This is a genomic window from Streptomyces sp. NPDC088810 (assembly GCF_044750305.1).
Lineage (GTDB): Bacteria > Actinomycetota > Actinomycetes > Streptomycetales > Streptomycetaceae > Streptomyces.
This window is the reverse complement of the sequence record NZ_JBIVJQ010000001.1, coordinates 280,392-292,229: the sequence shown is the minus strand read 5'-3', so window position 1 is coordinate 292,229 and position 11,838 is coordinate 280,392. Positions and strand designations below refer to the sequence as shown.

Genomic DNA, 11,838 nt, shown 5'->3' with positions numbered 1-11,838 from the left:
GGGGAATCCGCACCGGGACATGGGAAGGCGCCCTGGACGTCGGCCCGTGGGGGGACCGGCGTCTCAGGGCGCCTTCTACTTTTCCTGCACCGCTACGCCTCGTCGCGCTGTGCGGCTACGACGAGACAGTCAGGCACCTGGAGCGCACCGCACCCCAGGCACCCATCCGAAACACACGCGGCGCTCCGGCACGAAGTCGCGCCGCACGACGCCCGTGACCATGCCAACCCGGGTGGACAACCCCCGGACCCCCCGGCCGTCCAGACGCCCGAGCCGCGCGGGCCGGCGCACCGGAGGCCGGAGACGACGTACTCCCAGCGCCGGGACGCCATCCGGGTGGCGCGTCCCCTCACCGGCAGGTGTCAGCGCTCCTCGACCGGCACGAAGTCGCGCAGCTCCACGCCCGTGTAGATCTGGCGCGGGCGGCCGATGCGGGAGCCGGGCTCCTTGATCATCTCGGTCCACTGGGCGATCCAGCCCGGGAGCCGGCCGAGGGCGAAGAGGACCGTGAACATCTCGGTCGGGAAGCCCATGGCGCGGTAGATCAGGCCGGTGTAGAAGTCGACGTTCGGGTACAGCTTGCGCTCGACGAAGTAGTCGTCGGACAGCGCGTGCTCCTCCAGCTTCAGGGCGATGTCGAGGAGCTCGTCCTCCTTGCCCAGCGCGGAGAGCACATCGTGCGCGGCGGCCTTGATGATCTTGGCGCGCGGGTCGAAGTTCTTGTAGACCCGGTGGCCGAAGCCCATCAGCCGGACACCGTCCTCCTTGTTCTTCACCTTGCGGATGAAGGTGTCGACGTCGGAACCGGAGTCGCGGATGCCCTCCAGCATCTCCAGCACGGACTGGTTGGCACCGCCGTGCAGCGGGCCCCACAGCGCGTTGATGCCGGCCGAGATCGAGGCGAACATGTTGGCCTGCGAGGAGCCGACCAGACGGACCGTGGAGGTCGAACAGTTCTGCTCGTGGTCGGCGTGCAGGATCAGCAGCTTGTCCAGCGCGGCGACGACGACCGGGTCCAGCTCGTACTCGTCGGCCGGCACGGAGAAGGTCATGCGCAGGAAGTTCTCGACGTAACCGAGGTCGTTGCGCGGGTAGACGAACGGGTGGCCGATCGACTTCTTGTACGCGTACGCGGCGATCGTCGGAAGCTTCGCGAGCAGCCGGATCGTGGAAAGGTCGCGCTGCTTCTCGTCGAAGGGGTTGTGGCTGTCCTGGTAGAAGGTGGACAGCGCCGAGACGACCGAGGACAGCATGGCCATCGGGTGGGCGTCACGCGGGAAGCCCTTGTAGAAGTTCTTGACGTCCTCGTGCAGCAGGGTGTGCCGCGTGACGTCGTTCTTGAACGTGGAGAGCTCGTCGACGGTCGGCAGCTCGCCGTTGATCAGCAGGTACGCCACCTCGAGGAAGGTGGAACGTTCGGCCAGCTGCTCGATGGGGTAGCCGCGGTAGCGGAGGATGCCCGCCTCGCCGTCGAGGTAGGTGATCGCGGATTTATAGGCGGCCGTGTTGCCGTACCCACTGTCCAGGGTCACCAGACCGGTCTGGGCGCGGAGCTTCCCGATGTCGAAGCCCTTGTCGCCGACGGTGCTGCCGACCACCGGGTAGGTGTACTCGCCGTCGCCGTACCGCAGTACTACAGAGTTGTCGCTCACGTCTTCCCTCACCGACGTAGTGCCTCATCTTCGAGGTGCCCTGACTGTCTCTACCATCCCCCATTTGGCTCAGGAGAGTGCACTCGGGGTCGACCATTGGGCCTATTGGCGGCACTCAGTGCCGCCAACCTGCTCATCCTGCCCCCTCCGAGGGGCATCTGGAAGTGCTCTGTGACCTTCATGACTCATTTGATCGATCATTTTTTGTACCGAGCCTGAAGTCGAGGGCCGTACAGCGCCGTCCGGCCGACACCGTGCGCACCGCCTGCCCGATCGCCCTGCGGGAACCGACGAGGACGACCAGCTGACGGGCCCGGGTCACCGCCGTGTAGAGCAGGTTCCGCTGGAGCATCATCCATGCCCCTGTGGTGACGGGGATCACCACCGCGGGATATTCACTGCCCTGCGAGCGGTGAATGGTCACCGCGTACGCGTGCGCCAGTTCGTCCAGTTCGTCGAATTCGTACGGAACCTCCTCATCCTCGTCCGTCAGCACGGTCAGGCGCTGGTCGACCGGATCGAGCGAGGTGACGACACCCACGGTGCCGTTGAAGACACCGTTCTTCCCTTTCTCGTAATTGTTACGAATCTGGGTGACCTTGTCGCCGACACGGAACACCCGGCCGCCGAACCGCTTCTCCGGCACATCGGGGCGCCCCGGCGTGATGGCCTGCTGGAGCAGCCCGTTGAGCGCGCCCGCCCCGGCCGGCCCCCGGTGCATCGGCGCCAGCACCTGCACGTCCCGGCGGGGGTCCAGCCCGAACTTGGCCGGAATCCGCCGCGCGGCCACGTCGACGGTGAGCCGGCCGGCCGCCTCCGTGTCGTCCTCGACGAAGAGGAAGAAATCCTTCAGCCCGTCGGTGAGCGGATGCTGCCCCGCGTTGATCCGGTGCGCGTTCGTGACGACACCCGACTGCTGGGCCTGCCGGAAGACCCGGGTGAGCCGTACGGCCGGGACGGGGCTGCCGTCGGCGAGCAGGTCCCGCAGGACCTCACCGGCACCGACGCTCGGCAACTGGTCCACGTCCCCCACGAACAGCAGATGCGCCCCCGGCGGTACGGCCTTCGCCAGCTTGTTGGCGAGCAGCAGGTCCAGCATCGACGCCTCGTCCACGACCACCAGGTCGGCATCCAGCGGCCGGTCCCGGTCATAGGCCGCGTCGCCGCCCGGCTTCAGCTCCAGCAGCCGGTGCACGGTGGAGGCCTCCGCGCCGGTCAGCTCCGCCAGCCGCTTGGCCGCCCGGCCGGTCGGAGCGGCCAGCACCACCCTGGCCCGCCGGGCCCGGGCCAGCTCCACGATCGAACGCACGGTGAACGACTTCCCGCACCCCGGCCCCCCGGTGAGGACGGCGACCTTCTCGGTCAGCGCGAGCTTCACGGCCGCCTCCTGCTCGGGCGCGAGGTCGACCCCGGTGCGCGTCTTCAGCCATCCGAGCGCCTTGCCCCAGTCCACGTCCCGGAAGCCCGGCATCCGGTCCTGGTCCGTGCGCAGCAGCCGCAGCAGCTGGGCCGACAGGGACAGTTCGGCCCGGTGGAAGGGCACGAGGTAGACGGCGCTGACCGGCTCCTCGCCGCCGTCGGGCCCGGGCACCTTCTCCCGTACGACCCCCGGATCGGCCCCCTCCTCCGGCGCCCGGCCCAGCTCGGCGAGACACTCGATGACCAGCCCGGTGTCGACCTGGAGCAGCTTGACCGCATCGGCGATCAGCCGCTCCTCCGGCAGAAAGCAGTGCCCCTGGTCGGCGGACTGCGACAGCGCGTACTGCAGGCCGGCCTTCACCCGCTCCGGGCTGTCGTGCGGGATGCCGACCGACTGGGCGATCTTGTCGGCGGTCAGGAAGCCGATGCCCCAGACGTCGGCCGCCAGCCGGTACGGCTGCTCCTTGACGACCGAGATCGACTCGTCGCCGTACTTCTTGTAGATCCGCACGGCGATGGACGTGGACACCTCGACGGTCTGCAGGAAGAGCATGACCTCCTTGATCGCCTTCTGCTCCTCCCAGGCGTCCGCGATCTTCTTGGTGCGCTTCGGTCCGAGCCCCGGCACCTCGATCAGCCGCTTCGGCTCCTCCTCGATGATCCGCAGCGTGTCCAGCCCGAAGTGCTGCGTGATGCGGTCGGCGAAGACCGGCCCGATCCCCTTGACCAGCCCCGATCCCAGGTAGCGCCGGATGCCCTGCACGGTGGCCGGCAGCACGGTCGTGTAGTTCTCGACATGGAACTGCTTGCCGTACTGCGGGTGCGAGCCCCAGCGGCCCTCCATCCGCAGGGACTCCCCCACCTGGGCGCCGAGCAGCGCGCCGACGACGGTGAGGAGGTCGCCGGCGCCTCTTCCCGTGTCGACCCGGGCCACCGTGTAGCCGTTCTCCTCGTTGACGTACGTGACCCGCTCCAGCACGCCTTCGACCACGGCAAGCCGCCGCTCACCGGCCTGGGTCCCCGCCTCTTGAGCCATGATCCGACGGTACCGGTGGGGTGTGACAACGGGTTACCGGATCAGGGGCGGGGGTGTGCCTTGAGGGCCCGGAGGAAGGCGGTGAAGGCGGGGGTGGGGAAGGTGAGGGGGGTGCGGGTGGGGGCCTTTGAGTCACGGATGGCTGTGTGGGTGGGGGTGGTGGCGATTTCTACGCAGGCGTTTCCGTCGCCCTCGCCCGAGTACGACGACTTACGCCAGTTGACGAGGGTGGTCATGGGTACCTCACAGCTCCTTGGCCAGCTTGTGGATGAAGTCGCGCGACTGGTCGGGTTCGAGCGAAACATCCTTCACCATACGGAAGCGGGTTCGATAGGCGTTGAGCTGCGCTTCGGAATCGATGAACACTGACCCGTGAGGCGCGTCCCGTACCACCGTGTCCAGCTTCGGCAGAGGGCCACCCACGTACGTCATCGTGCTTGAAGCCCTGGTGAAACCGTCCAAGTCAAAGGGGACGACGCGTACCGTGATGTCGTCCGCCTCGGACAGTTGCAGCAACTTGGCAAGCTGGGCTCGGGAGGCGCTACGGTCGCTGACCCTGATACGCAGGGCCGCCTCGTGGATCACCAACTCGTACGGGATGGTGAACCGCTGGCGCTGCATTCGGTGGCGGACCCGCAACTCCAACTCCTCCGAAGTCAGTTCGGGCACCCTGGAAGAAAAGACAGCGCGGGCGTACTCCTCCGTCTGCACCAGGCCGGACACGTGCAGGATCGCCACCTCGCACAGGAACGTGGCGTGACGCTCCAGCTCCGCGAGGTCCAGGAACGAGGTCGGCAGCAGCCCCCGGTACTCCTCCCACCAGCCGCGTGTCCTATCGGTGGCCATCGCTACCAGGGCGTCGATGAAGTCTTCGTCCGCGCAGGCATAGTGGGACGCCAGGCGACGCAGCCGCTTCTCGCTCACGCCCGAAAGACCTGCCTCGATCTGACTGATCTGCGGAGCACTCACACCGAGAAGCGCCGCCGCTTCCCTGGCGGTGAACCCTGCCGCCTCGCGAAGTCTGCGCAGCTCGATGGCCAGGCGCATCTGTCGTGCCGTTGGCTCGCTCCTCAACACCATGGCCTGCCCTTCCAACGCCCCTGCTGAAGCTGCTCTTTCGAGCGACAGATTACGCGACCGGCTTGCACGACCTAAACACTTAAGTCTACGTTCGGTGATGCAGCGCACACGCAGCGGAAGCGCACCGTGCCGTCCTGCCATGACGGCTACGGCAATGCCACCGCGCGCCCAATTTCCCCCTCACTCGCCGGAGTTGATGACACATGCCCACAAGCGACGACACCTGGGACTACACGCTCTACATCCCCAACGACCCGAGAGCCGTGACCGTCTGCCGCCGCACCCTGCGCGTGATCCTGACGATGCACGACCTGACCGGGCTCGTGGACACGGCGGAGCTGCTGGCGACGGAGTTGGTGTCCAACGCGGTGCGGCACACCAAGGGGCCGGCGGCGCTGCGGGTGCGCCGCTCCCTGGAGGGCCTGGTGTGGATCGGGGCGTGGGACACGGACCCGGCGCCGCCGGAGCCGCCGGTGCCGTTGGAGCAGTCGCTGGAGCGGGAGGACGGGCGGGGGCTGGGCCTGGTGACGGCCTGCGCGGAGTACTGGGGGTGGCAGCCCTCGGCCCGGTTCGGGGACCGGGGGAAGTACGTGTGGTGTGAGCTGGGGGTGGCGTGATGGTCGGCTCGTCGCATGAGGCGCTGCACCGGATCTTCCAGAAGGATCCGACGCTGCTGACGAAGGCGTTACAGAAGGTGCTGCACGTGCCGTTTCCCGAGCCGAGGGAGATCGCGGCACTGAACGTGGACCTGACGGAGATCGAACCGGTCGAGCGCCGGGTGGACACGTTGCTGCGGGCGGAGACGGACGAGGGCACGTACCTGCTGGTGGTGGAGTCGCAGGGCAAGGTGGACGACCGGAAGCGGGGCAGCTGGCCGTACTACCTGTCGTACCTGTACGAGAAGTACCGGTGCGAGCCGGTGCTCATCGTCATCACGCAGAGCAGTGCCACGGCGAAGTGGGCGTCCCGTCCGATCCGGCTCGGTTTCCCGGGGTGGGACTCGCTGACGGTGCGTCCGCTGGTGCTGGGGCCGGACAACGTGCCGGTGATCGCGGACGAGCGGCAGGCCGAGCGGGATGTCCCTCTTGCGGTGCTGTCGGCGATGACACACGGGCGTGGTCCGCAGGCGGCGGCCATACTGGAGTCCCTGGCATCCGCCCTGCGGACCATCGACCCCGACAGTGCCGCGGTCTTCGTGCAGTTCGTCGACTCCTGCCTGGCCGATCCCCAGGCGAAGCAGATGTGGAGGGAATTGATGACGGCGATCCAGTACTTCTGGCGACACCCGCTGGCTGAGCAGGTACGCGAAGAAGGGCGAGAACAGGGCCTGGAACAGGGGCGCATCCAGGACCGCCAGGAAATGACCCTCCGCATCCTCGAATGGCGGGGTATCTCGGTGCCCGAGGAAGTCCGCCAGCGCGTCGGGACCTGCACGGACCTCGGCCAGCTGGAGGTCTGGGCCCAGCGCGCCGTCCACGCGGCCGAGGCGACGGAGTTGTTCGCCGAGGAGTGAGCACATGACCGTCGGGCCGCTCGCTTCCCGGCCGGTGTCGTGCCTCCGTGGTCCGCGTCAGAAGCGAGCGAGCGGCCCGGAACAGCGGTGGCCCAGCCCGGTACCGGGCCCTTGGGCATGCCGAGCAGCACCGTGGGAGGGGGTGCGCGCTCGCGCCTCGCATGGACGCCGGGTGGGCGGGGTGGGACGCGACGGCTGGGCGGCGGCACGCCGGCAGAGCTTGGCGGCTCACGGTTGTGGGCGGGACGCGGCGGCGTCCGGCGAGGCGCCGGCGCGCGCCCTGCCGAAGGCAACCGAGCCGTCGCGGAAGCCTCTCGACCCGGAGGCCTCCAAGTCCAGGGGGCTTGCGTACCTCCACTGCGACTTCTGGTCGCGCAAGGCTCCGGTCGCCCCTGCATCCCCGCCCGCGTAGTACGGCGGACGGCGGCGGGGGCGTCGGGTGCCCCGGTCACGATTGGGTTTCGGCCACCTCCCGCCTCTTGCCCGCGCCCGTGTAATCGATTCCAATCCTTCCTACGCCGAGGGATGTAATCGATTCCACGAGTCCACGAGGAGGTGGGGCCGGCGATGGCGAGTATCAAGGATGTCGCCGCTGCGGCGGGGGTGTCCGTGGCGACCGTGTCGCGGGTGCTGAACGGGCATCCGTCCGTCAGTGCCGAGGCGCGGGCGCGGGTGATGGGGGCCGTGGCGGACCTGGGGTATCGGCCCAATGCCGTCGCCCGGTCGCTGCGGACCGATCAGACGCACACCCTCGGGCTCGTCATCAGCGACGTGCTGAATCCTTACTTCACCGAGCTGGCGCGGTCCGTCGAAGAGGAGGCCCGGGCGCTCGGGTACAGCGTGATCATCGGCAACGCCGACGAGCGGCCGGAGCTGCAGGACCATCACGTGCGGAATCTGCTCGACCGGCGGATCGACGGGCTGCTGGTGTCGCCCACCGATGGCGGGTCGCCCCTGATGCTCGATGCCGCTCGGGCCGGGACTCCCATGGTGTTCGTCGACCGGTGGATCCCGGGGGTGGATGTCCCGGTGGTCCGGGCCGACGGGCGCGAGGCCGTGCGGGATCTCGTCGCCCACCTGTACGGGCTAGGGCACCGGCGGCTCGCCATCATCGCCGGGCCGGCCGCCACCACCACCGGCAGCGAGCGGGTCGAGGCCTTCCGGGCCGCGCTCGCCGAGTACGGGCTTCCGCTGCCGGATGCCTACATCGGGCAGGGCGACTTCCAGGCCGAGAGCGGGCGGCGGGTCACCGAGGGGTTCCTGGATCTGCCGGAGCCGCCCGAGGTCGTGTTCGCGGCCGACAACCTGATGGCGCTCGGCGCGCTGGACGCCGTACGCGCGCGCGGGCTGCGCGTGCCGGACGACATCGCGCTCGCCGCGTTCGACGACATCCCCTGGTTCGTGCACACCGATCCACCGGTCACCGCGATCGCCCAGCCCACCGGCGAGCTGGGGCGGGCCGCCGTACGCGCCCTGGTCGACCGGATCGAGGGGCGTGCCCCGCAGTCCGTCACGCTGGCCGCGCGGCTCGTCGTGCGCCGCTCGTGCGGAGAAGCCGCACCCCGGACCACACCCCCCACGCAGTCCCCCTCCCCAGTGCAAAGGAGCACGTCGTGAGCAACCCGGACGAGTTGCTGCGCATCGAGGGCATACGCAAGACCTTCCCCGGCGTGGTCGCGCTCGACGGCGTCGACTTCGACCTGCGCCGGGGTGAGGTCCATGTGCTGCTCGGTGAGAACGGCGCCGGCAAGAGCACGCTGATCAAGATGCTCTCCGGGGCCTACACCCCCGACGCCGGCCGGATTCTCGTAGGCGGTGAGGAGGTGCGCATCCACGGTGCGCAGGACTCCGAGCGGCTCGGTATCGCCACCATCTACCAGGAGTTCAACCTGGTGCCCGATCTGACCGTCGCCGAGAACATCTTCCTGGGGCGGCAGCCGCGCCGCTTCGGGATGATCGACCGGAAGCGGATGGAGGCCGAGGCCGAAGCGCTGCTGAAGCGGGTCGGGGTCCACGTCTCGCCACGCGCGCGCGTGCGGGAACTGGGGATCGCGCGGCTGCAGATGGTCGAGATCGCCAAGGCGCTCAGCCTCGACGCGCGCGTCCTCGTCATGGACGAGCCGACCGCCGTGCTCACCTCGGAGGAGGTGGAGAAGCTCTTCGCCATCGTGCGGTCGCTGCGCGCGGACGGCGTGGGGATCGTGTTCATCACCCATCACCTGGAGGAGATCGCCGCTCTGGGGGACCGGGTCACCGTCATCCGGGACGGGCGGAGCGTGGGCCGGGTGCCCGCCGCCACGCCCGAGGACGAGCTGGTACGGCTGATGGTGGGGCGGTCCATCGAGCAGCAGTACCCGCGGGAGAGGCCGGAGAAGGGCGCCCCACTGCTGTCCGTCGAGGGGCTCGGCCGGGACGGCGTCTTCCACGACGTGAGCTTCGAGGTGCACGCCGGCGAGGTCGTCGGCATCGCGGGCCTCGTGGGCGCCGGGCGGACGGAGGTCGTGCGGGCGGTGTTCGGCGCCGATCCGTACGACCACGGGGTCGTGCGGGTCTCCGGTACGCAGGTCAGGCGGCACGACGTGAACGCGGCGATGGCGGCCGGGATCGGGCTCGTACCGGAGGACCGCAAGGGCCAGGGACTGGTGCTGGACGCCTCCGTCGAGGAGAACCTGGGGCTCGTCACGCTGCGGTCCGCCACCCGGGCGGGGCTGGTCGACCGCAAGGCGCAGTACGCGGCCGCGGAGCGGATCGCCGGGCAGCTGAACGTGCGGATGGCGGGCCTCGGGCAGCAGGTGAGGACCCTGTCCGGCGGCAACCAGCAGAAGGTCGTCATCGGCAAGTGGCTGCTGGCAGACACCAAGGTGCTGATCCTGGACGAGCCGACGCGCGGTATCGACGTCGGCGCCAAGGTCGAGATCTACCAGCTGATCAACGAACTGACGGCCGCCGGGGCCGCCGTCCTGATGATCTCCAGCGATCTGCCCGAGGTGCTCGGCATGAGCGACCGGGTGCTGGTGATGGCCCAGGGCCGGATCGCCGGTGAACTCTCCGCCGGCGAGGCCACGCAGGACACGGTGATGTCCCTCGCCGTGAGCACCCTTACTACCGAACGGGAGGCCACCCGTGGCCACTGACACGCTCAAGAGCACGACGGGCGCGAGTGGCGCCCCGGGCGGCCTGCGCCGGCTGCTCCTCGACAACGGCGCGCTCACCGCGCTGATCGTCCTCGTCGTCGCCCTGTCGGCGCTGTCCGGCGACTTCCTGACGACGGACAACCTGCTGAACATCGGCGTCCAGGCGGCCGTGACGGCGATCCTCGCCTTCGGTGTGACGTTCGTGATCGTCTCGGCGGGCATCGATCTGTCCGTCGGCTCGGTGGCCGCCCTGTCGGCGACCGTGCTGGCCTGGAGCGCGACCTCCCACGGGGTGCCGGTCGTGCTCGCGGTGCTGATGGCGGTCGCCACGGGTGTGGTCGCCGGTCTGGTGAACGGTTTCCTCATCGCCTACGGCAAGCTGCCGCCGTTCATCGCGACGCTGGCCATGCTCTCGGTGGGCCGCGGTCTGGCCCTGGTGATCTCGCAGGGCTCCCCCATCGCGTTCCCGGACTCGGTCTCCCACCTCGGGGACACCCTCGGCGGCTGGCTGCCGGTGCCGGTGCTGGTCATGGTGGTGATGGGGCTGTTCGCCGCGTTCGTGCTGGGACGGACGTACATCGGCCGGTCCATGTACGCGATCGGCGGCAACGAGGAGGCCGCGCGGCTGTCGGGCCTGCGCGTCCACCGGCAGAAGCTCGCCGTCTACGCCCTGTCCGGTGTGTTCGCCGCCGTCGCGGGCGTCGTGCTGGCCGCCCGGCTGTCCTCGGCACAGCCGCAGGCCGCCGACGGCTACGAGCTGGACGCCATCGCCGCGGTCGTCATCGGCGGCGCCTCGCTGGCGGGCGGCACCGGAAAGGCGTCCGGCACGCTGATCGGCGCGCTGATCCTGGCGGTGCTCCGCAACGGGCTCAACCTGCTGTCGGTGTCGGCGTTCTGGCAGCAGGTCGTGATCGGTGTCGTGATCGCGCTGGCGGTGCTGCTGGACACCGTGCGCCGCAAGGCCGGGGCGACTGCGGTGGCCGCCGGTGCGGGCGGGCCGACGGGCCGGCAGGCGGTGACGTACGCGCTGGCCGCCGTGGTCACCGTCGCCGTCGTCGGCGCCACCTCGTTCCTGCACGGCGGTTCCCCGTCGTCCGCGAACCCGAAGCTGGGCCTGTCGCTGTCCACGCTCAACAACCCGTTCTTCGTGCAGATCCGGGCGGGCGCCCAGGCCGAGGCGGAGAAGCTGGGCGTGGACCTGACCGTCACCGACGCCCAGAACGACGCCTCCCAGCAGGCCAACCAGCTGCAGAACTTCACCAGTTCCAGGCTCGGCGCGATCATCGTCAACCCGGTGGACTCGGACGCGGCGGGCAACTCCGTCAAGGCCGCCGACAAGGCGGGGATCCCGGTGATCGCCGTCGACCGCGGTGTCAACAAGGCGTCCGTGGACGCCCTGGTGGCCTCGGACAACGTCGCCGGCGGCGAGCTGGCCGCGAAGACCCTCGCGGAGAAGCTGGGCGGCGAGGGGAAGATCGTCATCCTGCAGGGCCAGGCGGGCACGTCGGCGGCGCGCGAGCGGGCGGCCGGGTTCGCCCGGGGCCTCAGGGCCTACCCGGGCATCCGGGTGCTGGCCCAGCAGCCCGCCGACTTCGACCGCACCAAGGGCCTCGACGTGATGTCGAACCTGCTCCAGGCCCACCCGGACGTGCAGGGCGTCATCGCCGCCAACGACGAGATGGCCCTGGGCGCGGTCAAGGCGCTCGGCTCGAAGGCCGGCCGGTCGGTGCAGGTGGTCGGTTTCGACGGCACCCCGGACGGGCTGAAGGCGGTCGAGGGCGGCACGCTGTACGCGTCCGTCGCCCAGCAGCCCTCGCAGCTGGGGCGGATCGCCGTGGACAACGCCCTCAAGGCGGTCCGCGGCGAGAAGGTGGAGCCGACGGTGAAGGTGCCGGTGAAGGTGGTCACGAAGGACAACGTGGCCGGCTTCAGCGGCTGACAACGGACGACCGGGCGGGCGGCCGTACCCGGGGTGGCGTACACCCCGGGTGCCGGCCGTCCGCC

The 11,838-nt window shown here is 69.7% G+C and carries 9 protein-coding genes; 5 read left to right on the top strand and 4 right to left on the bottom strand.

Translation table 11 applies throughout. From position 1 onward, the window contains the following. Positions 1 to 362 precede the first annotated feature (362 nt). From ACIP4Y_RS01310 to ACIP4Y_RS01295, 4 genes are all read right to left on the bottom strand, one after another. Positions 363 to 1,652, bottom strand: coding sequence for a citrate synthase (locus ACIP4Y_RS01310; protein WP_358638423.1), 1,290 nt, complete (start codon positions 1,650 to 1,652; stop codon positions 363 to 365). Between the two features lie 178 nt (positions 1,653 to 1,830). Next, positions 1,831 to 4,107 carry an ATP-dependent RecD-like DNA helicase gene (locus ACIP4Y_RS01305; protein WP_401386219.1) on the bottom strand — a complete coding sequence of 759 codons (2,277 nt, stop codon included), beginning with the start codon at positions 4,105 to 4,107 and terminating at the stop codon, positions 1,831 to 1,833. A gap of 41 nt (positions 4,108 to 4,148) precedes the next feature. Then, entirely contained in the window at positions 4,149 to 4,343 is a 195-nt protein-coding gene (locus ACIP4Y_RS01300) for a DUF397 domain-containing protein (RefSeq protein WP_358638419.1), read from the bottom strand. Positions 4,344 to 4,350: 7 nt separating this feature from the next. Continuing rightward, complete coding sequence (locus tag ACIP4Y_RS01295) at positions 4,351 to 5,187, bottom strand: helix-turn-helix transcriptional regulator (RefSeq protein WP_358638492.1); 837 nt, start codon at positions 5,185 to 5,187, stop codon at positions 4,351 to 4,353. 203 nt (positions 5,188 to 5,390) lie between these two features. Between ACIP4Y_RS01295 and ACIP4Y_RS01290 the strand changes: the two genes are divergently transcribed. The 5 genes from ACIP4Y_RS01290 to ACIP4Y_RS01270 all read left to right on the top strand — a co-directional run bounded on the left by ACIP4Y_RS01290 (position 5,391) and on the right by ACIP4Y_RS01270 (position 11,773). Beyond that, positions 5,391 to 5,804, top strand: coding sequence for an ATP-binding protein (locus tag ACIP4Y_RS01290; RefSeq protein WP_401386216.1), 414 nt, complete (start codon positions 5,391 to 5,393; stop codon positions 5,802 to 5,804). Continuing rightward, complete coding sequence (locus ACIP4Y_RS01285) at positions 5,804 to 6,700, top strand: hypothetical protein (protein ID WP_401386213.1); 897 nt, start codon at positions 5,804 to 5,806, stop codon at positions 6,698 to 6,700. Before ACIP4Y_RS01290 ends, ACIP4Y_RS01285 begins: the two co-directional genes overlap by 1 nt. A gap of 567 nt (positions 6,701 to 7,267) precedes the next feature. Next, positions 7,268 to 8,317: a LacI family DNA-binding transcriptional regulator gene (locus ACIP4Y_RS01280; RefSeq protein WP_401386210.1), complete on the top strand. Its 1,050-nt coding sequence runs from the start codon at positions 7,268 to 7,270 to the stop codon at positions 8,315 to 8,317. Next, a complete protein-coding gene (locus ACIP4Y_RS01275) occupies positions 8,314 to 9,834 on the top strand; it encodes a sugar ABC transporter ATP-binding protein (protein WP_401386207.1) in 1,521 nt (506 codons plus the stop codon). The genes ACIP4Y_RS01280 and ACIP4Y_RS01275 overlap by 4 nt, the downstream gene beginning before the upstream one ends. Next, positions 9,824 to 11,773 carry a substrate-binding domain-containing protein gene (locus ACIP4Y_RS01270; protein WP_401386204.1) on the top strand — a complete coding sequence of 650 codons (1,950 nt, stop codon included), beginning with the start codon at positions 9,824 to 9,826 and terminating at the stop codon, positions 11,771 to 11,773. Before ACIP4Y_RS01275 ends, ACIP4Y_RS01270 begins: the two co-directional genes overlap by 11 nt. The last annotated feature ends 65 nt before the right edge of the window (positions 11,774 to 11,838 follow it).